We start from the raw sequence: 23,439 nt of genomic DNA on the forward strand, positions 1-23,439 counted from the left end.
ACCATAGATTTTTATGCGCGGGATTCCACTTCAGTCGTTGAAGTCTTCCCAGCCGCCCATCTGTTTCCAGCGGTTGACGATGCCGCAGAACAGCTCGGCGGTCTTTTCGGTGTCATAGCGCGCCGAGTGGGCTTCGCGACCGTCAAAGTCGATACCGGCGGCCTGGCAGGCTTTGGCCAATACGGTCTGGCCATAAGCCAGGCCGGCGAGCGTAGCGGTGTCGAAGCTGGAGAACGGGTGGAACGGGTTGCGCTTCATGTCCAGCCGCGCCACGGCGGCATTCAGGAAGCCCAGGTCGAAGCTGCTGTTGTGCCCCACCAGGATCGCGCGTTTGCAGCCATTGGCCTTCAACGCCTTGCGCACGCCACGGAAGATATCGGTCAGTGCTGCTTCTTCACTCACCGCCATGCGCAGTGGGTGATCGAGCTTGATCCCGGTGAATTCCAGGGCCGCGGCTTCGATATTGGCGCCTTCGAACGGCTCGACGCGGAAGAAGTGGGTGTGTTCCGCGAACACAAAACCCTGTTCGTCCATGCCGATGGTGGTCGCGGCGATTTCCAGCAGCGCGTCGGTGGCGCAGTTGAAGCCACCGGTTTCTACGTCGATGACGACCGGCAGATAGCCGCGAAACCGCTCGGCCATCGGGTGACGGGAACCGCCACCGCTGTGCTCGTGTTCGTCATCGTAATGGTCTTCACTCACTTGCTTTCCTCCAGCAGGCGCCAGCGCAGTGTTTCACCGGCGCGCAGCGGGATAACAGTCAGCTCGCCAAACGGCAGGCTGACGGGGGCAGTCCAGTCTTCACGGACCAGGGTGATGCGGTCGGTATTCGCCGGCAGCCCGTAGAAACGCGGGCCGTTGAGGCTGGCGAAGCCTTCGAGTTTGTCCAGGGCGTTGCGTTGGTCGAACGCTTCGGCGTACAGCTCGATCGCCGCATAGGCGGTGTAGCAACCGGCACAACCGCAGGCCGCTTCCTTGGCATGCTGGGCATGGGGCGCCGAGTCGGTGCCGAGGAAGAACTTCGGGTTGCCGCTGGTCGCAGCGTCCAGCAGGGCCACCTGATGGGTGTTGCGCTTGAGAATCGGCAGGCAATAGAAGTGCGGCCGAATCCCGCCCACCAGCATGTGGTTGCGGTTGTAGAGCAGGTGATGGGCGGTGATGGTCGCGCCAACGTTGGCCGAGGCCTCGGTGACGAACTGCACCGCATCGGCCGTGGTGATGTGTTCGAACACCACCTTGAGGGTCGGAAACAGCTCGACCACCCGGCGCATATGCTCGTCGATGAAGATCTTCTCGCGATCGAACACGTCGACATCGCCGCGGGTGACTTCACCGTGGATCAACAGCGGCATGCCGACTTCGGCCATCGCTTCGATCGCCGGCAGGATCTTGTCGATGCTGGTCACGCCGGAGTCGGAGTTGGTGGTCGCGCCCGCCGGATACAGCTTGGCGGCGTGTACGAAACCGCTGGCCTTGGCCTCGCGGATTTCGTCGGGCTGGGTGCGGTCGGTCAGGTAGAGCACCATCAACGGTTCGAAGCGGCTGCCGGCCGGCCGTACAGCGAGGATGCGCTGGCGATAGGCGTCGGCCTGCGCGGCATTACGCACCGGAGGTACCAGGTTAGGCATGATGATGGCGCGGCCAAACGTGCGCGCAACATCGGCCACGGTGTGGGGCAACGCAGCACCATCGCGAAGATGAATATGCCAGTCGTCGGGACGCAGCAGGGTCAGGCGGTCGGACATTGGGGATTCCAGGCGGGTCAATCTGGTGGGAATGCTACCGGAAAAGACTCTTGCAGGCACTCGCTATCAAGTTTTGCCGGATGCATCCGATAGCCTTTGGTATGCCTTAACGATGTATGACGCTTTGAAGTGTTGTAGAAACCAGTGGAGCCTCCCGTGCGCCAGCATTATCTAGCCCTGCTCAGTGTGTTCGCCAGCCTGCCTGCGATGGCCCTCACGTTCCAGACACGTCTGGAGAATATTGAGTGGAAGGTGGAGGGCGACAAATTCGAGTGCCGCTTGACCCAGCCGATCACCGATTTCGGCTCGGGTGAGTTCGTGCGCCGGGCCGGCGAGCAGGCGACATTCCGTCTGAAAGCCTTTAACGGCTTGCTCGGCGCAGGATCGGCGACCCTGCTGGCGGCGGCTGCGCCATGGCAACCGGGCCGTGGCGATATCAACCTCGGCGCCGTGCGTGCCGGCAGTGGCGAGGTCTTGTTCAACAGTTCCCAGGCCCAGGCCGGGCGCCTGTTCAATGGCCTGCTCGAGGGGCGCAGCCCGACCGTGCGGCATTACGGGCGTGAAGGCGGCTATTCGGAAATTCGTCTGTTGCCGGTGAAATTCAACAAAGCCTACAACGACTATCAACTGTGTACCGCCAAGCTGCTGCCGATGAATTACGATCAGGTCAAGCAGACCGAAGTCGGCTTCCCCGGTGGCGGTATCGAGCTGGACGCAGCGGCCAAGCGCAAGCTGGCGGTGATCGTCGAATTCATGAAGGCCGATCCGACGGTCAACCATATCGAATTGAACGGTCACTCCGACAACAGCGGCAATCGCCTGACCAATCGCGATGTCTCGCGCCGTCGCGCATTGGCGGTGATGGACTACTTCAAGGCCAACGGCGTGCCGGAATCGCAGATCACCATGCGTTTCCACGGCGAAAGCTACCCCTTGGCGCCCAATACCAATGCCGCCAACCGCGCGCGCAATCGGCGCGTCAATATCCAGCTCGAACGCGTGGCTGCCCCCGAGAAACCGGCGGTGCAAGCCAAGGGCCCGAGCAACCCCGCTGCTACGTCATAAGGTGCGACCATTGGTCGCCCGCTCGACATAATCTGTCGCTTTATCTTCATTTGCTGTCGCGCCCCTGTAATTTCGCGGTTTTGATCGGTAGAATCGTTGCCTTTCCGTAAAACCCCGTGGAGTGATGGCATGGCCGACGTAAACAAGGTCGTTCTCGCGTATTCCGGCGGCCTGGACACTTCGGTGATCCTCAAGTGGCTGCAGGATACTTATAACTGTGAAGTGGTGACCTTCACCGCTGACCTGGGTCAGGGCGAAGAGGTCGAACCTGCACGCGCCAAGGCGCAAGCCATGGGCGTCAAAGAGATCTACATTGACGACCTGCGCGAAGAGTTCGTCCGCGATTTCGTTTTCCCGATGTTTCGCGCCAACACCGTCTACGAAGGCGAGTACCTGCTGGGTACCTCCATCGCACGTCCGCTGATCGCCAAGCGCCTGATCGAAATCGCCAATGAAACCGGCGCTGACGCCATTTCCCATGGCGCCACCGGCAAAGGCAACGACCAGGTGCGTTTCGAACTGGGCGCCTATGCCCTCAAGCCGGGCGTGAAAGTGATTGCCCCTTGGCGTGAATGGGACTTGCTGTCCCGTGAAAAGCTGATGGATTACGCTGAAAAGCATGGCATCCCGATCGAGCGTCACGGCAAGAAGAAGTCCCCGTACTCGATGGACGCCAACCTGCTGCACATCTCCTATGAAGGCGGCGTGCTGGAAGACACCTGGACCGAGCACGAAGAAGACATGTGGCGTTGGACCGTCTCCCCGGAGAACGCTCCTGACAAGCCGCAGTACCTGGAACTGACCTACCGCAACGGCGACATCGTCGCGCTGGACGGCGTCGAGATGACCCCGGCCACCGTACTGGCGACCCTGAACCGTATCGGCGGCGAACACGGTATCGGCCGTCTCGACATCGTCGAGAACCGTTACGTGGGCATGAAGTCCCGTGGCTGCTACGAAACCCCAGGCGGCACCATCATGCTGCGCGCCCACCGCGCGATCGAGTCGATCACCCTGGACCGCGAAGTGGCTCACCTCAAAGACGAGCTGATGCCCAAGTACGCCAGCCTGATCTACACCGGCTACTGGTGGAGCCCTGAGCGTCTGATGCTGCAACAGATGATCGACGCTTCCCAGGCTCACGTGAACGGCGTTGTGCGCCTGAAGCTGTACAAGGGCAACGTGATCGTCACCGGTCGCAAGTCCGATGAGTCGCTGTTCGACGCCAACATCGCCACCTTCGAAGAAGATGGCGGCGCCTACAACCAGGCGGACGCAGCAGGCTTCATCAAGTTGAATGCACTGCGCATGCGTATTGCGGCCAACAAGGGTCGCAAGTTGTTCTGAGTGTTCCCGTCGAAATGAAAAGTGGCCCCTTGTTCAGGGGCCATTTTTTTTGCCTGTAAAAAAGGCGCGGCGATCCTGATGTTTAAAGTTGTTTAGGTTTGTTTAAAGTCTATCGAGGTTCGTCGTTTCAGAAAGTTTGATGCCTGGCCCGCCGAGGAATGAATTATTTACACCTGAGTAGGAACTATGTCTTACAGAAAATTCACTCACCAAAGTGCGGCGTAGATGTAAGTCGCGGAAAGTTCTGTAGGAAATTTATGGTGTAAATAAATATGTTGAATGGAACTGAAATCATCAGGCTTTTTTTACCTGTCGGCCCATGCGGTCGCGACATGCAAGGGGCATTTCCTGAAACGGGTGTGCGCAGCGTTTACGGGTGCCCCCCTATTCACCGGATATTTCTCTCAAAATATGTGCGAGCCCGGAAAGGTCTGAAAGGCTCCATAAAACTCGAAACATCTGAGTTGGTGTTTTTTTGTAGGTTAATTCCTATCTCGTTGTGGGTTGGGTCTCTGCTTGCTGTTGCTTGGGGTGGAACGCTATGCCAACTAGGAAACGACTAGGCTATTGTGCTTGCTCTGAATAATTCGAACAGCGAAATTGGACTTTCTCATGAATAAAGTGCTGATCGTGGATGATCATCCCGTCATTCGTCTTGCTGTGCGCATGCTAATGGAGCGTCATGGTTATGAGGTCGTTGCCGAGACCGATAACGGTGTCGATGCGTTGCAACTTGCACGGGAACATATGCCGGACATTGTCATACTGGATATTGGAATTCCCAAACTCGATGGCCTGGAAGTTATCTGCCGGCTGTCGTCCACCAAACAGGCCACACCGTTCAAGGTGCTGGTCCTGACTTCCCAGGCGCCGGGCCATTTCTCCATGCGCTGCATGCAGGCGGGGGCGGCCGGGTACGTGTGCAAGCAGCAGGACCTGACGGAATTGCTGAGTGCCATCAAGGCGGTGCTGTCCGGCTACAGCTACTTTCCCAACCAGGCGCTGAATTCGGTGCGTTCTACCATGGGCAATGCCAGCGAGGCCGACATGGTCGAGCGCCTTTCGGGACGCGAGATGATGGTGTTGCAGCAACTGGCGCGCGGCAAAACCAACAAGGAGATCGCTGACGGCATGTTCCTCAGCAACAAAACCGTCAGCACCTATAAGACACGCTTGCTGCTCAAGCTCAATGCCCGCTCACTGGTCGATCTGATCGAGTTGGCTCAACGCAATGGCCTGGTCTAGAGGAGGGCGCCACCCCATGGCTGGATAGCCAGGCGAATCGGCAGAAAAAAGCCTCCGTGAGGGAGGCTTCCGGCCGTTCTCGGCTGATCAGAGGTCGAAATCGTAATCGGCCAGCTGTTTTTGCAAGCGTCGCTCTTCCAGAAGGTTGTCGATGGTGCGGCGTTTGCTTAGATTGGTCTTGGCCACCTCTACAGGTGCTTCCTGCCCATCGTCATCCGACTCGACAAGGTCATCGTCCACTTCCAGTTGTTCTTTGCCAGTGCTCATAACGTTAACTCCGGGCTAAGACTGCCGTTGGCGCTCCTTATAACGATATTCCATGAGCGGGTAAAAAAGATTTTTTCAATCGATAGATCGAAAAAACCTATGATCCCTCAATCGTCCGACGTCTTGTCCTTGTATTCGCATAGGTCTTCGATGCGACAGCTGCCGCAGCGCGGCTTGCGGGCCTGGCAAACGTAGCGCCCGTGAAGGATCAGCCAGTGGTGCGAATCGAGCAGATACGGCTTGGGGACAAACTTCATCAGTTGTTTTTCCACTTCCACCACATTCTTGCCGCGGGCAATGCCGGTGCGGTTGCTCACCCGGAAAATGTGAGTGTCCACGGCCATGGTCAGTTGCCGGAACGCCGTATTGAGCACAACGTTTGCCGTTTTGCGGCCCACGCCTGGCAAAGCCTCCAGCGCTTCGCGGGTTTGCGGCACTTCGCCGCCATGCCGCTCCACCAGTAGGCGGCAGGTCTCGATGACATTTTTCGCCTTGCTGTTGTACAAGCCGATGGTCTTGATGTATTCGGATAAACCTTCCACGCCCAAGGCATGGATCGCTGCCGGCGTGTTCGCCACGGGATACAGTTTGGCCGTGGCCTTGTTGACGCCGACGTCTGTGGATTGGGCCGAGAGAATCACCGCAATCAGCAACTCAAACGGCGTGGAGTAGGCCAGTTCGGTTTTGGGTTCCGGATTGTCTTCGTGGAGCCTGCGGAAAATTTCCAGGCGTTTTGCGGCGTTCATGGGGCAGGCGATTCCTTGCTGGCGGTCAGCGTGATTGTGAAAAATGGGCCCAGGCTTGCAACCCTGCGAGCAATAACCCGAGCAGGATAAACCCGGCCGGCATCAATGTGGTGGCGGCACTGGCGCGTAACAACCCCATGACGAGCATGAGCGCGGCGAACAGGCCGACCAACCGTAGCTGCGCCTTGCGCTGGCCCGCCTCAAAGAAACCATGGTGTTCCAGGACAACGCATTGCACGCTGATCAGCGCAAGGTAGATGCCCAACTGCTGATACAGCGGCAGCGCAAATGCCTGCAACAGTAGCTGCACACAACTGACCAGTGTCGCGGCGACCATCAAGCTGGCACCCAGCCGCAGGGACGCGCTCAGGCGCGAGCGTACCGCGCGCATGACCAGGCCGTAGAGCGTCACGGTCAGCGCCGACAACGCCAGGAAACTCAGGGCTTTGGGCAGGGTGTCAGTCACCCCGAGCAACGGTGCCAGCATCGCTGCATTGGCCAGGCCAACGGCTCTAGTCATGGGCGTCGGGCTCCAGCAGGGATGAGCGGTGCTCGTCGAAATAGCGCAAAGCGTCATGGGTGGCGCTGATCACCGCTCGAGAGGTGAGGGTGGCACCGGCTATTTGATCGACGGTCGAGTCTTGCATGTCCGTGCGTGAACGCCCCTTGAATGAAGCCAGCCAAGGGTTGCCGGGCTGGCTGATAAGCCCGCCCAGGCTTGGGGTTTCCGATTGCGCCAGGGTCTTGATACCCAGCAGCTTGCCGTCGCGGTCAATGGCGATCAGCAGTTCGATCGGGCCGGCATAGCCGCTGGTGCTCAACCGCAGCAGCACCGCGCTGGGTTGGCCCGACAGGCTGACCCGATAGCCACCCAGCAGTTGGCTCTCCTCCAGCGGCTGCGCAGCGATCGGCAGCGGTTGCTCCAGCGGCTGATTGTCATAACGGTCGGCGGGTAGCAGGTCGAGCAGCGCCTGACGCTGCAGGGCCAGGGCCTGGCGCGCGGCGTGATCGGCAGTCAGGTGCTGAAGGGTCAGGATCAGCGTGCCGCCGCCGATAGCGATCAGCAACGCCAGCAGTACGCCTCTGTGCGACTTCATAGGCTGACCGCCGGCTGTTTCGCGGCCACCAGGCGTTCCAGCGCCGGCACGGCCAGGTTCATCAGCAATACCGCAAAGGCTACACCGTCCGGGTAACCGCCCCACGTGCGAATCAGATACGTCAGCAGGCCCACGCCCGCCCCGAACAGCAGCCGGGCCCTGGGGCTTTTCGGGCCGGAGACCGGCTCGGTGACGATAAAAAATGCGCCGAGAAGCGTGGCGCCCGTCAGCAGATGAAACAGCGGCGAGCCGTGAGAGTCAGAGCCCGAGCCATTCCAGCACAGCAGGCTGATCACAAACAGGCTACCCAACATGCCCAAGGGCGCGTGCCAACTGAATACCCGCTGGCGCAACAGCCACAGCCCGCCGGCCAGAAACGCCAGGTTCACCCACTCGCTGCCCTTGCCGCCGACATGCCCAAATGCCGGGGTGCGCGCGAACAGTTCATCGATGGTCAGGCTTTTGTTCAGTCGCAGGGCGTCCAGTGCCGTGGCCTGGGCCCAGGCATCGGGCGCGTCGCGGTGCAGGCCGAATACCTGTTGTGCGCCGGCCAGCAGGTCCATGCCGTGGGTGGTCGGCCAGTGCGTCATGAGTTGCGGAAAGGCCACCAGCATCGACGCATACCCGACCATCGCCGGGTTGAAGGGGTTGCGCTGGCCGCCGTACAGGTGCTTGCCCAGCAGCAGCCCACTGGCCACGGCCGCCACGCACAGCCACCAGGGGCAATAGGGCGGCAGTGCCAGGGCGAGCAGGGTCGCGCTGACCAGGCTGCTCAGATCGCCGCCACGCGCCCCCCGCAGGCGCTGCACGCCCGCATCGACCAACAGTGCGCAGCCCGTCGCCAGCAACAGATTGATCAACACGCCCCAACCGAACAGCCAGAACATTGCCAGCCCACCCGGCAGTGTCGCCAGCAGCACCCGTTGCAGGGCCTGTTGAGGCTCAAGCGTGGCCATGGGCATCCACCTGGTGCTGTGCTGCGTCGAGATTGGCGTGTGCCTCGGCCAGTTGCTGTGGGTCGGCGTTCCGATCCTGGGCTTTCTTCAATTCGGCGCGCCGCATTGCCAGTTGGATTTTGGCGCGCTTGAGATCGGCGGTGTTGGCGGGGGCCGGCGTTGCAGGCGCGGGGTTCACCTCCAGAGCGGCCAATGCCTGCTCCGCGGCTTCGAACTGTTGTTGCAGCACGATCAGTTGCGACTGCTGTTCAAAGGTGGGCGGATGCCCGAATGCCTTCAAGGATTTATGCAACTGCGCACGGCTCATCGCCACGTTGATCTTGGCTTTCTTGATCGCGGCGTCCTGGGCTGCCTGCGCCGCATCGATCGGCACGGCGGCCAACGGCGCGGCCCGCTTGGCGCGGGCCAGGCGTTCGGCCTGTTTGTGTTCTTCTTCCCGTTGCAGGCGCGCGTTGCGTTGCTCAAAGCGTCGCCGTGCGCGGTCTCGCTTCAAGCCGCGTGCGCGGCGCTCGTGGTCGTTGGTCGCCAGGCCGCCGACAATCGGCAGTACCGCCACTAGCGGGCGCATCTCGATGCAATCGACCGGGCAGGGCGCGACGCACAGGTCGCAGCCGGTGCATTCGTCGATGATCACGGTGTGCATCCATTTGGCCGCGCCGACAATTGCATCCACCGGGCAGGCCTGGATGCATTTGGTACAGCCGATGCATTCGGCCTCACGGATGTAGGCAATCTGTGGTGGCGCTTCGCCGCGGCTGGTATCCAGTGCCAGTACCGGCACGTTCAGCAACTGCGCGAGCGCGCCGATCGTTTCCTGCCCGCCGGGCGGGCACTTATTGATGGCTTCGCCTTGGGCGATCCCTTCGGCGTAGGGCTTGCAGCCCGGGTGCCCGCACTTGCCGCATTGGGTTTGCGGGAGCAGCGCGTCGATACGTTGAATCAGGCTCATGCTTTGATCATTGCGTTGAAACCCAGAAAAGCCACCGCCATCAGCCCGGCGCTGATCAGTTCGACCGGCAGGCCACGGAAGGGCAGCGGGATGTCATTGTCGGCGATGCGCTGGCGCAAGTCGCTGAACAGGCTCAGCACCAGCCAGAAGCCGAGCCCGGCGCCCACGCTCAGTGCCGCCATGTGCGCCAGCCCCTCATCGTCTTCAATGCCCAGCAACACCACGCCCAGTACCCCGGCGTTGCCCAGCAGCAGCGGCCATAACCCTTCCGTCGGCAGCGTAGGGCGCAGGCGCGTGAGCGCGCCGAGCACGGGGCGGATCAGCAGCGCGGTCAGCGGTAAAAACACCCACAGCCGCAGGGCAGTCAACCCCAACGGTTGCAGCGCGTAGTGATCCAGCAAATAGGCGAGCACGCCGCTCACTGCCATCAACACGGTGGTGGCAATCCCCAATGCATGCACCCGCGAGCGTGAATGCGCGGCCAATATCGGGTCGACGGCCAACGGCATCTGCAACACGAGGTTGTTGATCAGGGCGGCGCTGACAAGGGTGAGGAGCATATCGGTCATGGGCATGCCGGTTAAGCGAACAGGGCCTGATTATCCGGCAAGCGAGAAGGGGGTACTAGCTGAAAAGCCCTGTCGCCGCGACGACAGGGCTGTTTTGCAGGGCTTACTTGATGCGTTGACCCGGCTTGGCGCCGCTGTCAGGGCTCAGCAGGTAGATTTCTTCGCCGCCGGGGCCGGCCGCCATCACCATGCCTTCGGAAATACCGAACTTCATTTTCCGCGGCTTGAGGTTGGCGATCATCATGGTCAGGCGACCATTGAGCTTGGACGGGTCCGGATAAGCGCTCTTGATCCCGGAGAACACGTTGCGTTGCTCGTCGCCGATATCGAGGGTCAGGCGCAGCAGCTTGTCGGCACCTTCCACGGCTTCGGCCTTGAGAATCAGCGCAACCCGCAGGTCGACGGCGGCAAAGGCGTCGAACTCGATCTCCGGGGACAGCGGGTCCTTGACCAGTTCACCGTTGCCAGCCGGGTTCGATTCGCCGGTGTCGGTCGGGCTGGCGACCAGGTCTTCTTTCGACGCGTCGCTCATGGCCTGGACTTTTACCGGGTCGATACGGGTCATCAGCGGCTTGAACTCGTTCAATTGATGGTTGCTGAGCAAGCTGGCGTGGTCGTTCCAGATCAGCGGCGCGACGTTGAGGAACGCCTCGGCATCCGCGGCCAGCAACGGCAGCACCGGCTTGAGGAAGATCACCAACTGGCGGAACAGGTTGACGCCGGTGGCGCAGATGGCCTGGACTTCCGCCTGCTTGCCTTCCTGCTTGTTCAGCGACCACGGTGCCTTGTCGGCGATCCACGCGTTGGCGCGGTCGGCCAGGCCCATGATCTCGCGCATGGCGCGGGCAAAGTCGCGGGCTTCATAGGCGTCGGCGATGCTTGGCGCGGCGGCCAGGAACGCGTCGGTCAGTTCCGGCGCGGCATTCTCGGCCACCAGCACACCGGCGTTGCCCTTGTGGATGAAACCGGCGCAACGGCTGGCGATGTTGACGACTTTGCCGACGAGGTCCGAGTTGACCTTCTGTACGAAGTCTTCCAGGTTCAGGTCGAGGTCGTCGACGCCACGGCCCAGCTTGGACGCATAGTAGTAGCGCAGGTATTCCGGCGACAGGTGATCCAGGTAGGTGCGCGCCTTGATGAAGGTGCCACGGGACTTGGACATCTTCTGGCCGTTGACGGTCAGGTAGCCGTGTACGTTGATGCCGGTCGGCTTGCGGTAGCCCGCACCTTCGAGCATCGCCGGCCAGAACAGGGCGTGGAAGTTGACGATGTCCTTGCCGATGAAATGGTACAGCTCGGCGGTGGAGTCCTTGCCCCAGAACGCATCGAAGTCCAACTCCGGCGTGCGCTTGCACAGGTTCTTGAAGCTGGCCATGTAGCCGATCGGGGCGTCCAGCCACACGTAGAAATACTTGCCCGGCTCGCCTGGGATCTCAAAGCCGAAGTACGGCGCATCGCGGGAAATGTCCCACTGTTGCAGCCCGGCATCCAGCCATTCGGCGATCTTGTTGGCGACGGCGTCCTGCAGGGTGCCGCTGCGCGTCCAGGTTTGCAGCATCTGCTGGAAATCCGGGAGCTTGAAGAAGAAGTGCTGGGAATCCTTGAGCACCGGGGTGGCGCCGGAGATCGCCGACTTGGGGTTCTTCAGGTCGGTGGGGGCGTAGGTGGCACCGCATTTTTCGCAGTTGTCGCCGTACTGGTCCTCGGTGCCGCATTTCGGGCAGGTGCCCTTGATGAAGCGGTCGGCCAGGAACATTTTCTTTTCCGGGTCGAAATACTGCGTGATCGAGCGCGTGGCAATGTGCCCGGCGTCCTTCAACCGCAGGTAGATCTGGCTCGACAGCTCGCGGTTTTCGTCGGCGTGGGTCGAATGGAAGTTGTCGAAGTCGACCAGGAACTCGGCAAAGTCGGCGCTGTGTTCAGCCTGCACATTGGCGATCAGTTGTTCCGGGGTGATGCCTTCCTTTTCGGCGCGCAACATGATGGCCGAACCGTGGGCGTCGTCCGCGCAGACATAGATGCATTGATTGCCGCGATGCTTCTGGAAGCGCACCCACATGTCGGTCTGGATGTACTCAAGCATATGGCCAAGATGGATTGAACCATTGGCATAGGGCAGGGCGCTGGTGACGAGGATCTTGCGTGGCTCGGACATGGGGCTCGGCTACTCGATGAAACGGAGGTCGGCCACTATAAAGCGCCGGCAAATATATTTCACCCCGTGGCGCTGTTTCAGCATCTTCCCAACCTGCGAAAGCATGCCGTTAAGCCGCTGGAACGGTTAGGATAGCCGCCTGTTTCAGTCAGTCTTTTTCGGGAGTAGCCCATGAGCGCCGTTAATCGCGCAGCGGTGGAAGCCGTTCTTCGCCAGTACACCGACCCCTATTTGAACCAGGATCCGGTCAGTGCCGGTTGTGTCCGCGCCATCGAGATCCAGGGCGACCAGGTGTCGGTCCGGATGGAACTGGGCTATGCCGCCGGTCTGTTCAAGAGCGGCTGGGCGCAGATGCTGCAAATGGCGATCGAAGGCCTCGACGGCGTGCGTTCCGCCAAGGTCGACATTCAGTGCGTGATCGCGCCGCACAAGGCCCAGGCGCAGATCCCCGGCCTGGCCAATGTGAAGAATGTGGTGGCCGTGGCCTCCGGCAAGGGCGGCGTGGGCAAATCCACCACGGCGGCCAACCTGGCGCTGGCGCTGGCGCGCGAAGGCGCCCGCGTGGGGATTCTCGACGCGGATATCTACGGCCCGAGCCAGGGCGTGATGTTCGGCATTGCCGAGGGCACCCGCCCGAAAATCAAGGACCAGAAGTGGTTCGTGCCCATCGAGTCGCTGGGTGTGGAAGTGATGTCCATGGCGTTCCTGACCGACGACAACACGCCGATGGTGTGGCGCGGGCCGATGGTTTCCGGCGCTTTGCTGCAACTGGTGACCCAGACCGCCTGGGGCGATTTGGACTACCTGGTGATCGACATGCCGCCAGGCACCGGTGACATCCAACTGACCCTGGCGCAAAAAGTCCCGGTGGCCGGTGCGGTGATCGTGACCACGCCGCAGGACCTGGCGTTGCTGGACGCGAAGAAAGGCGTGGAAATGTTCCGCAAGGTCAACATCCCGGTGCTGGGCGTCGTGGAAAACATGGCGGTTCACATCTGCTCCAACTGTGGCCATGCCGAGCACCTGTTCGGTGAGGGGGGCGGCGAGAAGTTGGCGACCCAGTACGGCGTCGAACTGCTGGCCTCGCTGCCGCTGGCGATGGTGATTCGCGAACAGGCCGATGGTGGCAAACCGACAGTGGCGGCCGAGCCTGATGGCCAGATCGCCATGGTTTATCAGGAACTGGCGCGTCACGTGGGCGCGCGGATTGTCCTGCAAGAAGCGGCTTCACCGGCCATGCCGACGATTACAGTCAGCGACGACTGAGTCATTCGTAGGAAACAAGCCCCGCTATTGTCGGGGCTTTTTCTTGTCCGCCGAACGGCCAGGTATCGCTTGCCAGGCTCTTACGCAGTTGCTCGTGTAAGCATTTGCTTACTCTCGCGTAAGTGTTTGGTTTTTTTTGCGCTTCCGGACGTCTCAAATTGTCTGGCCATATTTCTAATCAATTGAAATATAACAATTATTTATTGGCTCGCGAGAGCGAAAGCTCGGCAGGCGACGGGTTGGGTTGCGTTGTACTTCCCTGGGAACTGGTTACTATCAGTCCTGTGTCCACGGATTGACACAGCCATCAAGGAACGATGGTTTGAAGGAACGTCGCAGGATGCGATTCATCAGGATGATGAAAAAGGAATACAGGGACTAGGGAAAAAATGTGGGCGGGTCATACCGCCCCTTTTTTCGCCTGCAGAAAAGTGAAATGCCTGCCCCTGAACGCAAAAAAGGCCCGCAAAAGGCCTTTTTTGTTGGGCTGCGGCGCTGTCAGCGCTCGAGATCTTTGATCTTGCCTTTTACGCCATCCCACTCTTCGGCATCCGGCAGCGACTCTTTCTTCTCCGTGATGTTCGGCCAGATTTCCGCCAGTTCGACGTTCAACTGGATAAATTCCTGCATATCTTCCGGGACCTCGTCCTCGGAGAAAATAGCGACGGCCGGGCATTCAGGTTCACACAGGGCGCAGTCAATGCACTCATCCGGGTGGATCACCAGGAAATTCGGGCCTTCGTAGAAGCAGTCCACCGGACAGACTTCTACGCAGTCGGTGTATTTGCACTTGATGCAGTTGTCGGTGACGACGAAGGTCATTTCTAATTTTCTCCTCAGGCGGCGGCAGCGAAACCCCTTATGGTGGGGCCCGCGAGGTTTGAGAGCGATAATCTGCGAGCCAGGCTAAAAGCCCGCAGCATCCCAAACCGCGCGAGATAATATCAGCTTGCAAGCGTCTGCGTTAGATCTGTGTCTTCAGTGTATAGAGCATTTCCAGCGCTTTTCGCGGTGTCAAGTCGTCCAGGTCAAGTTTTGCCAATTCATCCAGCACCGGATGGGGCAGGCTGGCGAACATATCGCTCTGGTGTGGCGCGTTGGATTTGCTGTTGCTCTTCTTCGGGCTGGCGACCACGGTGTCGTGGGGCAGGGCGGTGGCTTCCAGGCGGCTGAGGTGCTCGCGGGCGCGGGTGATCACGTCGTTCGGCACACCGGCCAACTGCGCCACGGCCAGGCCGTAACTCTGGCTGGCCGGCCCTGGCAGCACATGGTGCAGGAACACGATACGTTCGTTGTGCTCGGTGGCATTGAGATGCACGTTGGCCACCAGCGGCTCGCTTTCCGGCAGCACGGTCAGTTCGAAGTAGTGGGTGGCGAACAGCGTATAGGCGCGCAGATGCGCCAGGCGCTCGGCCGCCGCCCAGGCCAGGGACAGGCCGTCGAACGTGCTGGTGCCGCGACCGACTTCGTCCATCAGCACCAGGCTGCGCTCGGTGGCGTTGTGCAGGATGTTTGCGGTTTCGCTCATCTCCACCATAAAGGTCGAGCGGCCGCCGGCGAGGTCATCGCTGGAACCGATCCGCGTGAAGATGCGGTCCACCAGGGACAGCTCGCAACTGGTCGCTGGCACAAAGCTGCCGATATGCGCGAGCAACACGATCAATGCGGTCTGGCGCATGTAGGTGGATTTACCGCCCATATTCGGACCGGTGATCACCAGCATGCGGGTTTCGTCATCCAGCGACAGATCGTTAGCGACAAACGGCGTGGTCAATACCTGCTCCACCACCGGGTGGCGCCCCTGCACGATACGCATGCAGGGTTCGCTGACAAACCGCGGGCAGTTCAAGTCAAGGTTCAGCGCGCGCTCGGCCAGGTTGCTCAGCACATCCAGCTCGGCCAGGGCGGCGGCGGTGTCTTGCAGTGGCGCGAGGCGGCTGATCAAGTCTTCGAGCAGTGCTTCATACAGCATCTTTTCCCGCGCCAAGGCACGGCTCTTGGCCGACAGCGCTTTATCTTCGAACGCTTTCAGCTCGGGGGTGATGAAGCGTTCGGCACCTTTAAGGGTTTGACGACGTTGATAGTCGATGGGCGCCTGCTCGGCCTGCTTGCTCGGCAACTCGATGAAGTAGCCATGCACACGGTTGTAGCCGACCTTCAGGTTGGCCAGGCCGGTGCGGGCTTTTTCGCGGGCTTCCAGGTCGATCAGGAACTGCCCGGCGTTTTCGCTCAGGGACTGCAGTTCATCCAGTTCGCTGTCGTAACCGGTCTTGAGTACGCCGCCGTCGCGGATGATCGCCGGCGGGTTGTCGATAATGGCTTTTTCCAGCAGGGCCGCGAGGTCCGGGTAGGTGCCAGTGGTGACGGCCAGCTGTTGCAGGTGCGGCGTGTCCAGTTCGGTCATCGCCGCTTGCAACTGCGGCAGGGCGCCGAGGGCATCGCGCAGGCGCGCCAGGTCGCGCGGGCGTGCGTTGCGCAGGCCGATCCGCGCGAGGATGCGCTCGATATCGCCGATTTCTTTCAACTGCGGCTGCAGCTTTTCGAAGCGATAGCCGTCGAGCAGGCAGGTAATCGACGTCTGCCGCGCTTGCAGCACCGTCAGGTCGCGCAGCGGACGGTTCAGCCAGCGCGTCAGCAAGCGGCTGCCCATGGCGGTCTGGCAACGGTCGACCACCGATTGCAGCGTGTTGTCGCGCCCGCCCGCCAGGTTGGTGTCCAGCTCCAGGTTGCGACGGCTGGCGCCGTCGAGCACCACGGTATCGTCCAGGCGCTCATGGCGCAGGCTGCGCAAGTGCGGCAGGGCGGTGCGCTGGGTTTCCTTGGCGTAGCTGAGCAGGCAACCGGCGGCGCCGATGGCCAGGGTCAGGGTTTCGCAACCGAAGCCCTTGAGGTCCTGCACGGCGAACTGCTGGCACAGACTTTTCAGCGCCGAATCACGCTCGAAATCCCACGGCGCGCGACGCTTGGTCCCACGACGACGTTCCGCCGGCAGGTCCTTTGGCCAATCATCCGGGATCATCAGCTCCACCGGATTGATACGCTCCAGCTCCGCCAGCAGGTTCTCCCAGCCTTTGGTCTCCATCACGCTGAAGTTGCCGCTGGTGATATCCAGCACCGCCAGGCCGAACAAGCGCTCGTCGCCGAGCACCGCAGCGATCAGGTTATCGCGACGCTCATCAAGCAGCGCCTCATCACTCACCGTCCCCGGCGTAATAATACGCACCACCTGACGCTCAACCGGCCCTTTGCTGGTGGCCGGGTCGCCGATCTGCTCGCAGATCACCACCGACTCGCCCAGCTTCACCAGCTTGACGAGATAGCCTTCCAACGAATGGTAAGGAATCCCACACATCGGAATCGACTGCCCCGCCGACTGCCCACGGGCGGTCAGGGTGATGTCCAGCAACTTGGCGGCTTTCTTCGCGTCTTCGTAGAAGATCTCGTAGAAATCGCCCATGCGATAGAACATCAACTGATCAGGGTGCTGGTTTTTCAGGCGCCAGTACTGCTGCATCATTGGGGTGTGGGAGGACAGATCGGAAGTGGTTTTACTCATCAGATAATTAGCGAATTCGTTAAAAGGAGTGGCAAAGGGGGGCACTTGGCCCGGCTGATTTTGCGATGGCGGCAAGGTTAACACGCAAGGTCGACCCTTCGCAGGCCTGCTCAAAAGACACGGTGAGTGCATAAAAAATGCATGGTCAATGCAAATTAGCATTTGCCAAGCTTCAAATCTGTCGTCACTATCCGCTTTATGCAAAAACGCAACGTTTCTATCGTCTTAAGAGAATTGCTGGACCGCGACCGGATCTCCCCTACGGAGCTTCACCGGCGTACCGGCGTGCCTCAATCCACGCTGTCCCGGATCCTCAGCGGCAAGATCGTTGACCCTTCGGACAAGCACATTTCGCGCATTGCCGAGTACTTCCGCGTCAGCACCGACCAACTGCGCGGGCGCGCGGCGGTGGGCGTTTCGCGGGATGAAGGGCGCGACCCGATGCATTCGGAACTCAAGGACATAAGCCTGTGGGATGACGACACCCCCGTGAATGACGACGAGGTGTCGATCCCCTTTCTGCGTGAGGTTGAATTGGCTGCTGGATCAGGAAGATTCGTCATCGAGGAAAGTGAGAAGGCCAGCCTGCGGTTCGGCAAGCGCAGCCTGCGGCATAACGGTGTGCAGTTCGACCAGGCCAAGTGTGTGACGGTGCGCGGCAACAGCATGTTGCCGGTGCTGCGTGATGGCGCGACGGTGGGGGTGAATGCGGGCAAGAGTGCGATTGGCGACATCGTCGATGGCGACTTGTACGCCATCAATCACAATGGTCAGTTGCGGGTCAAACAGCTCTATCGCCTGCCTTCCGGGATTCGCCTGCGCAGTTTCAACCGCGATGAGCACCCGGACGAAGACTACAGCTTCCAGGACATCCAGGATGAACAGATCAGCATCCTCGGTCATGTCTTCTGGTGGGGCATGTACGCCCGTTAACCTTTTTGTGTAAGACGAAGCCCGCCAATCAGCGGGTTTTTTTTCGTCTGTAGAAAGGCATCAAACCCTTTGCCAGCAAGGCTTCCAATGCATCAGTGCATTTGTTCGGTAAAAATAAATGCATTTGTGCATTGACTGTATATGCATACATGCATATTCTTTGTCTCAAGCCGGCCAACAAGGCTCGGTGGAGGCGGCAAGGATGCTGCCAGGAACGACAAGGAAGGCATGCAACATCGGCACGGACGCCATCGAAGCGATGGCAGGGATGCCAGGTAACACCGGCAAGGATGCCGACGCTCTTTAGTTTCACCGTTTTACAAGAACAGGCAGCGATGAACCGGCCTTGACGGTTCAGAGGGTTGGCAACTGACCCGGGTGTGCAGCGTAAAGCACCAGAAGCAGTTATCCGGCAGACAGGGATCGTGGTCGGAAAAACATTGAGGAAAGATCCGTACCGCGCCAGTAGCGCCGAAAGATCGAGTACCCAGCCTCACCCATACTGTTCCTTTTGAAGGCGTCTTTTGTCGCCATGTGGCATTGCCGCTCAACAACAGCCACTCCTCACAAGAGGATCGTATGGGTGAGGCTGGGCACAGGACCGCATTACTGAAAAGCCCGGGCGACCGGGCTTTTTGGAATGCCTACCTATAAATGGATTTACCCAAACGCCGGCATTTTGCCGGCATTGCTCAGCCAGGAGGCGTGACATGACAAACGAGCAGCAAGCGTTAGCGGAAATGCCTATCTGGCTGGTGATCGTACTGGCGCTGATCGGCGGAGTTTCTGGCGAAATGTGGCGCGCCGACAAGGAGGGCGCCCGTGGTTGGTCGCTGATCCGGCGCCTCGCGTTGCGGTCCGGGGCGTGCATGGTCTGCGGGGTCTCGGCGTTGATGCTGTTGTACGCCGCCGGCATGTCGATCTGGACCGCCGGCGCCCTCGGCTGCCTGACAGCGATGGCCGGTGCAGACGTCGCCATTGGCCTTTATGAACGTTGGGCGGCCAAGCGCATTGGCGTCGACGAGGCCCCGCCCTCCCGCCCGGATCAGCAGTAACCGCTGCAAGGACGCGACTGATGACATCTATTGAAAAACCTTCCCAACTGCCCATCGCAATTGGCGAAGCGCTCAAGGGCGCCTTCCCACAATTGCGTGTGGGCAACCACCAGGACTTCCAGGGCACCGGGGATAAAACCGGCGTGCTGATTACCGTGGAACGCAACGGCCCCGGCGTTCGATCCCTTGAAGGGCGTAAGGCCCATGCACTGTCGGTGTCACTCATGGCCAGGGTTGCCAGTGGTTCGGCGCCTTACGACGCCTGCGACCTAGCCAGTCAATTGATGGATTTGGCCCTCGATAATCGCTGGGGTCTGCCGTCGGACCAGTGTGACCTGCCAAGCGCCATCGTCGCGGCGCCGACCCTACAGGGCAGTGCCGAAACCGACTACGACAGTTGGACAGTGTCCTTCACCCAAAACATCTACCTCGGCCCGCCGATACTCGAAGATCCCACCGGAAAACCGCTGTTTGCCTGCACGTGGGAAGTCTCGAATATCGACGATCCTGACCAATACCGACCCTTGCAGGAGTAGTCCATGTTCGATGCTTTGTTACGCATGCAACTGGGACCGATCGTCGAGCGCCTGGCGGAAATGGAGGCCCAGCTCGAAGACCTGTACCGACGCGCTGAAAGCTTTTGTCGGATCGGCATATGCCAGCAGGTCGACGCCGCCAGCAATACCTGCATCGTCAGCCACGGCGATTTGCTTACCCCGGCGATTGGTTTTTTCAACCCCAGCGCGGGGGCGCAGACCGAAACGCGCATCCCGTCAGTGGGCGAGCAATGTTTGTTGCTCAACTATGGCGGTGGGGAAGGCGCTGCGCAGTCGGTAGCGCTTTTCGGCCTCAACAGTAGCCTGTTTCCGCCGGTCTCCAGCGTTGCATCGTTGACCCGGCGCCGCCACCAGGACGGAACGCAAAGTGACTATGACGACGCCAGCCACACATTCAACTGGACCAACGGGCCCACCGTGTTCAGCGGTTCCCGCGAACAGATCGAGGCGAAGGTCGGGGCCGCCACGCTGCAGATGAGCGCCAAGCACATCACCTTGCAACTCGGCGCCGTCGGTGTGCTGCTGGATGCCGGCGGCGTGCATTTGAGCGGCCCGCTGGTGGATCACCAAGGCCGCGTGATCAGCACCGCATAAGGATTTGCCATGATCGGAATCGATAGGAATACCGGGGCAGCGGTCGATGACTGGCTGCAATTCGTACAGCGTGCCACCCGAGCGCTGACCACCCCCGTGGGCACTCGCCAGAAGCGCCCGTTGTACGGCTCGCTGATCCCCCAACTGCTCGGGCAGAACCTCGGCGACGACCTCTTGATCCTCGCCCAAAGCCACGCCGCCAAAGCGTTCTACAACGTCGAGAACGGCATCGCCGACTTTCAACCCCAGGTCATCGTCGCCAGTCGCCAGGGCGCCGGTCTGTTGCTGCGGTTTGCCGGCACGTGGAAAAACCGCCAACAATCCTTCGAGGTCATGACATGAGCATGCTGATCCCTGGCCAAAACCAACTGGCGGAGCCGGCTATCATTGCCGTCGACGCGTTCGAGCCGTTGCTGGCGCAATTCAAGGCGTTCGTCATCGACTACGTCGCCGCCCGCGCGCCACAAAGTGCCGCCAAACTCAAGGTCAGCCTCGATAACGAAAGCGAACTGCTGAGCCTGGCCCTGGAAGCGTTTTGCGTGCGTCTGCAAACCCACGAACGCCAGTACAACGCACGCATCAAGCAGATGCTGGCGTGGTGGGCCACCGGCAGTAACCTCGACGCACGCCTGGCCGATATGGGCCTGGAGCGCCAGCTGCTGGACCCCGGCGACCCGGCGGCCTTCCCGCCGGTGCCGCCGACATTGGAAAGCGACGACGACGCACGCTTGCGCTATTACTTGGCGCCCCACGCGCCGGCGGCGGGTTCTCGCATGCAGTATCGCCGCGAGGTGTTCACCCTCGGCGAACGACCTGCGGTCAATGTAGAAAGCGCGACACCGGGTGTGGTCAAGGTCACCTACACCTTCGACCCGGATGGTTATGCGGCTCAGGTCAAGGATGGCAGCGGCCGACGCACCGCCCCCGGTGAGGTGATGGTGACGGTGCTCTCCAGGGACGGCGATGGAAGCGCTTCCGCCGATTTGCTTGACGGCGTGCGCAGACATTTCGCACGCCCCGATGTACGGCCGGAAACTGATCTCGTCACTGTCCAAAGTGCGCAGATCCAACGCTACAAGATTCGCGTGGTGGCCAAGATCAACGCCGGCCCGGACTCGGGCCTGACCCAAGTGGCCGCGCAACGCTTGCTGCAAACCTACGCCGAATCCTGTCACCGCCTGGAAGGGCGCGTCGACCCGAGCTGGATCGACTACGCCATCCACAGTGCCGGAGCGGCGCAGCTGCAAATCCTCGAACCGCTGGCACCGATTGTCTGCTCGGCGTTCCAGGCGCCGTATTGCACGGGTGTCGAGGTGGAGGTACGCACGCTATGAGTGAGCCCAAACCGAGTCTGTTGCCCGCCAATAGCTCACCGCTGGAAAAAGCGTTGGACCTGGGGTTTGGCAGGTTGCTCGAGCGGATTATGCCGCCGTTTCCGGCCTTGATGAACCCGCTGCAAACACCCTCCGAATTCCTTCCTTACCTGGCCGCCGACCGAGGCGTCAGCGAATGGGACGCGGATGCCAGCGAAACGGAAAAGCGCCTCACCGTGGGCTTGTCCTGGCAGATCCAGCGCCAGGCCGGCACGCCCAAGGCTTTGAGCTATGCGGTGGAGTCGCTGGGTTTCAGCCCCAACATCAGCGCCTGGTATCAACAGCGGCCGCAGGGCGTGCCTTACACCTTCGATGTGCAGGCGATCATCGGACGCAGTTGGTCCAGCGGTGACCATAACCGATTGATCCGCCGTATCAACGCCGCGAAGAGCGAGCGCGACCAGGCGACGATTACCGTGGTTCACCAGACACAAGCACGCCTTGGCCTGACCGCGATTGTCCACGCCCCGTTTAACGACAGCGAGTTAAGCCTGCAAGGCGCGTTACCCGAACTTGCCTTGGGCGCTCGACTTAACAGTGCTGGCGTTGCCCGGCACTACACCATTAACGACTACGACCTCAGGGCGCAGCCATGACAGATGACATTACGCGCCTGGTGCGCTTCACCTCCAAGGGTTTGGATGAAGTGCTGCAGGCAAAGAACCAGGGCTTGAAAGGCGAAATCACCCACATCGGCGCCGGCACCGGCCGCTACAACCCAGACGGCACGGAAGTGGCCTTGCGTGACGAGCGCCAGCGGGTGGCGATTGTGGATTACGAGGACTTGGGCGAGCGCCAACTCAGGATGGCCGCGCTGTTCGATGGCGATGGCGAGTATGAGATTGGTGAGTTCGGTTTTTACCTCGCCAGTGGGACGTTGTTGGCGGTGTATTCGGTAGCTGGGAAGTTGCTGACGTATAAAGCGGCGGCGGCTCGGGTGCTGCAGAAGTTCACGTTGGATGTTTCGCCGTTGCCGGCGGAGAGCGTGACGATTGTGGTGGGGAGTGAAAACCTGAATGTGTTGCTGGCTGAGGAATTGGCGGCGCTATCGGCAGCGAGTATCGATAATATGGCGCGAGGTGTTGGTTTGTTGTTTCGCGTAATTGAAAGTGAGCAAAAAGTATAAGGTGTCATTGGTCTTGGCGGTTATTTTGATTAAGTGTTGAGACTTTTTTTGGTCTAGATACGAAACTTAAGGAGTTATAATTTTGAGCATGGAACAACAGCTTGCTGCCGTCGTCAGTGCGGCTAATAATCTGGCCGGTGTGGTTACTGGGAAAGTTGACGAGATAGATAAGGCAGTCGCCAATGCTCGCTTGGCATACGACTCGCAGCTTTTAGATCTCAAGAGTAAACTACCACGGTTGGCCGTTACGAAAAATTTTAACTTGTACCCTAATGCTGATGCTACCTTGATTGATGGCTGGGGGATTCATGGAGAGGTTGTCTGCACTAAGCTGCGCTCAATCACAACTGAATCTCAAGCTACCGGGCGTCCGCAAGCGGATGTGGATTTTATGTTGAAAGTTCAAGCTGATATTCGCGAGCAGTTTCCGGGGTTTGATATTAGGGCGAATGAATATTGGCGGACCGTTGTGAATGTCTGGCAAATGAAATGGGCAACTTCTGGGGTTGGTCCGTGGCTAGCATTTCCTTATACTGTTGATACCGCACTTTCCAATGGGACGCGTGCGATCCCTTTGAACTCTTATATAACCATGGGGGCTTTCGTTCGGGTGTTGGAAGGCAGTGTTACCGGCGCTTGGAGTGTCGGTGCTGAAAAAGGTAAGTGGCGTTGGTGTTCTACGGTCGTTGCTCCAACAGAACTATTTGGTGCTTATTATCATCTTCATCCTATGCGAACTTCATCCTCGGGTGTCGTCGAGGTGATGTTGGCGGGAGCATGCACAGGTGTGGTAACCAACCCAGGTGATTGGGGAACTATGTTGGCGTTGAGTTAAGGA

24 protein-coding genes and 1 pseudogene are annotated in these 23,439 nt (G+C 60.1%); 13 read left to right on the plus strand and 12 right to left on the minus strand.

Annotation, left to right across the window (positions count from 1 at the left end):
- Positions 1 to 30: 30 nt before the first annotated feature.
- Positions 31 to 702, minus strand: coding sequence for a ribonuclease T (gene rnt / locus PverR02_RS06090; RefSeq protein ID WP_017844623.1), 672 nt, complete (start codon positions 700 to 702; stop codon positions 31 to 33).
- Positions 699 to 1,745, minus strand: coding sequence for a dihydroorotase (gene pyrC, locus PverR02_RS06095; protein WP_017844624.1), 1,047 nt, complete (start codon positions 1,743 to 1,745; stop codon positions 699 to 701). Before pyrC ends, rnt begins: the two co-directional genes overlap by 4 nt.
- A 156-nt stretch (positions 1,746 to 1,901) precedes the next feature.
- Between pyrC and PverR02_RS06100 the strand changes: the two genes are divergently transcribed.
- From PverR02_RS06100 to PverR02_RS06110, 3 genes are all read left to right on the plus strand, one after another.
- Positions 1,902 to 2,810, plus strand: coding sequence for a flagellar protein MotY (locus tag PverR02_RS06100; RefSeq protein WP_046384542.1), 909 nt, complete (start codon positions 1,902 to 1,904; stop codon positions 2,808 to 2,810).
- Between the two features lie 129 nt (positions 2,811 to 2,939).
- Positions 2,940 to 4,157: an argininosuccinate synthase gene (locus PverR02_RS06105; protein WP_017844626.1), complete on the plus strand. Its 1,218-nt coding sequence runs from the start codon at positions 2,940 to 2,942 to the stop codon at positions 4,155 to 4,157.
- Positions 4,158 to 4,769: 612 nt separating this feature from the next.
- Entirely contained in the window at positions 4,770 to 5,402 is a 633-nt protein-coding gene (locus tag PverR02_RS06110) for a response regulator transcription factor (protein ID WP_017844627.1), read from the plus strand.
- 87 nt (positions 5,403 to 5,489) lie between these two features.
- Here PverR02_RS06110 and PverR02_RS06115 read toward each other — a convergent pair whose 3' ends face one another.
- The 8 genes and pseudogenes from PverR02_RS06115 to metG all read right to left on the minus strand — a co-directional run bounded on the left by PverR02_RS06115 (position 5,490) and on the right by metG (position 12,141).
- Positions 5,490 to 5,669: a PA3496 family putative envelope integrity protein gene (locus PverR02_RS06115; RefSeq protein ID WP_017844628.1), complete on the minus strand. Its 180-nt coding sequence runs from the start codon at positions 5,667 to 5,669 to the stop codon at positions 5,490 to 5,492.
- Positions 5,670 to 5,776: 107 nt separating this feature from the next.
- Positions 5,777 to 6,415, minus strand: coding sequence for an endonuclease III (nth, locus tag PverR02_RS06120; RefSeq protein WP_046384541.1), 639 nt, complete (start codon positions 6,413 to 6,415; stop codon positions 5,777 to 5,779).
- A 25-nt stretch (positions 6,416 to 6,440) separates the two neighbouring features.
- Positions 6,441 to 6,935: an Rnf-Nqr domain containing protein gene (locus PverR02_RS06125; protein ID WP_046384540.1), complete on the minus strand. Its 495-nt coding sequence runs from the start codon at positions 6,933 to 6,935 to the stop codon at positions 6,441 to 6,443.
- On the minus strand, positions 6,928 to 7,512 hold the full coding sequence (locus PverR02_RS06130; protein ID WP_079442952.1) for an RnfABCDGE type electron transport complex subunit G: 585 nt from the start codon (positions 7,510 to 7,512) through the stop codon (positions 6,928 to 6,930). Before PverR02_RS06130 ends, PverR02_RS06125 begins: the two co-directional genes overlap by 8 nt.
- Positions 7,509 to 8,468 carry an RnfABCDGE type electron transport complex subunit D gene (locus tag PverR02_RS06135; protein WP_079442953.1) on the minus strand — a complete coding sequence of 320 codons (960 nt, stop codon included), beginning with the start codon at positions 8,466 to 8,468 and terminating at the stop codon, positions 7,509 to 7,511. The genes PverR02_RS06130 and PverR02_RS06135 overlap by 4 nt, the downstream gene beginning before the upstream one ends.
- 556 nt (positions 8,469 to 9,024) lie before the next feature.
- Positions 9,025 to 9,396: pseudogene (gene rsxB / locus PverR02_RS33025) on the minus strand (electron transport complex subunit RsxB); the annotation flags it as partial.
- A gap of 17 nt (positions 9,397 to 9,413) precedes the next feature.
- The gene (locus PverR02_RS06145; protein ID WP_017844634.1) at positions 9,414 to 9,986 is read right to left on the minus strand and encodes an Rnf-Nqr domain containing protein; all 573 of its coding nucleotides are present in this window, start codon (positions 9,984 to 9,986) and stop codon (positions 9,414 to 9,416) included.
- Between the two features lie 103 nt (positions 9,987 to 10,089).
- Complete coding sequence (gene metG, locus PverR02_RS06150) at positions 10,090 to 12,141, minus strand: methionine--tRNA ligase (RefSeq protein WP_079442955.1); 2,052 nt, start codon at positions 12,139 to 12,141, stop codon at positions 10,090 to 10,092.
- Between the two features lie 171 nt (positions 12,142 to 12,312).
- On the opposite strand from metG, the gene apbC reads away from it, so the two are divergent.
- Positions 12,313 to 13,407, plus strand: a complete 1,095-nt coding sequence (apbC, locus tag PverR02_RS06155; protein WP_046384535.1) for an iron-sulfur cluster carrier protein ApbC — start codon at positions 12,313 to 12,315, stop codon at positions 13,405 to 13,407.
- A gap of 498 nt (positions 13,408 to 13,905) precedes the next feature.
- Here apbC and fdxA read toward each other — a convergent pair whose 3' ends face one another.
- Together fdxA and mutS are read right to left on the minus strand one after the other, a co-directional pair.
- Positions 13,906 to 14,229: a ferredoxin FdxA gene (fdxA, locus tag PverR02_RS06160; protein ID WP_003222178.1), complete on the minus strand. Its 324-nt coding sequence runs from the start codon at positions 14,227 to 14,229 to the stop codon at positions 13,906 to 13,908.
- A gap of 142 nt (positions 14,230 to 14,371) precedes the next feature.
- Entirely contained in the window at positions 14,372 to 16,963 is a 2,592-nt protein-coding gene (gene mutS / locus PverR02_RS06165) for a DNA mismatch repair protein MutS (protein ID WP_079442956.1), read from the minus strand.
- Positions 16,964 to 17,161: 198 nt separating this feature from the next.
- On the opposite strand from mutS, the gene PverR02_RS06170 reads away from it, so the two are divergent.
- From PverR02_RS06170 to PverR02_RS06210, 9 genes are all read left to right on the plus strand, one after another.
- On the plus strand, positions 17,162 to 17,896 hold the full coding sequence (locus tag PverR02_RS06170; RefSeq protein WP_026139757.1) for a LexA family transcriptional regulator: 735 nt from the start codon (positions 17,162 to 17,164) through the stop codon (positions 17,894 to 17,896).
- Between the two features lie 710 nt (positions 17,897 to 18,606).
- Positions 18,607 to 18,951: a phage holin family protein gene (locus PverR02_RS06175; RefSeq protein ID WP_017844641.1), complete on the plus strand. Its 345-nt coding sequence runs from the start codon at positions 18,607 to 18,609 to the stop codon at positions 18,949 to 18,951.
- Between the two features lie 20 nt (positions 18,952 to 18,971).
- Positions 18,972 to 19,487 (plus strand): hypothetical protein, encoded by a 516-nt coding sequence (locus PverR02_RS06180; RefSeq protein WP_046384534.1) that lies wholly within the window; start codon positions 18,972 to 18,974, stop codon positions 19,485 to 19,487.
- A 3-nt stretch (positions 19,488 to 19,490) separates the two neighbouring features.
- Complete coding sequence (locus tag PverR02_RS06185) at positions 19,491 to 20,102, plus strand: phage baseplate assembly protein V (protein WP_079442957.1); 612 nt, start codon at positions 19,491 to 19,493, stop codon at positions 20,100 to 20,102.
- Positions 20,103 to 20,111: 9 nt separating this feature from the next.
- Complete coding sequence (locus PverR02_RS06190) at positions 20,112 to 20,444, plus strand: phage baseplate protein (protein WP_017844644.1); 333 nt, start codon at positions 20,112 to 20,114, stop codon at positions 20,442 to 20,444.
- Positions 20,441 to 21,436: a baseplate J/gp47 family protein gene (locus PverR02_RS06195; protein ID WP_079442958.1), complete on the plus strand. Its 996-nt coding sequence runs from the start codon at positions 20,441 to 20,443 to the stop codon at positions 21,434 to 21,436. The genes PverR02_RS06190 and PverR02_RS06195 overlap by 4 nt, the downstream gene beginning before the upstream one ends.
- Positions 21,433 to 22,071, plus strand: coding sequence for a phage tail protein I (locus PverR02_RS06200; protein ID WP_046384531.1), 639 nt, complete (start codon positions 21,433 to 21,435; stop codon positions 22,069 to 22,071). Before PverR02_RS06195 ends, PverR02_RS06200 begins: the two co-directional genes overlap by 4 nt.
- Positions 22,068 to 22,601 carry a phage tail protein gene (locus PverR02_RS06205; protein ID WP_079442959.1) on the plus strand — a complete coding sequence of 178 codons (534 nt, stop codon included), beginning with the start codon at positions 22,068 to 22,070 and terminating at the stop codon, positions 22,599 to 22,601. Before PverR02_RS06200 ends, PverR02_RS06205 begins: the two co-directional genes overlap by 4 nt.
- Before the next feature lie 88 nt (positions 22,602 to 22,689).
- Entirely contained in the window at positions 22,690 to 23,436 is a 747-nt protein-coding gene (locus PverR02_RS06210) for a hypothetical protein (protein WP_227778875.1), read from the plus strand.
- Positions 23,437 to 23,439: the final 3 nt, after the last annotated feature.

The sequence above is a fragment of the Pseudomonas veronii genome (genome assembly GCF_002028325.1).
Taxonomy (GTDB): domain Bacteria; phylum Pseudomonadota; class Gammaproteobacteria; order Pseudomonadales; family Pseudomonadaceae; genus Aquipseudomonas; species Aquipseudomonas veronii.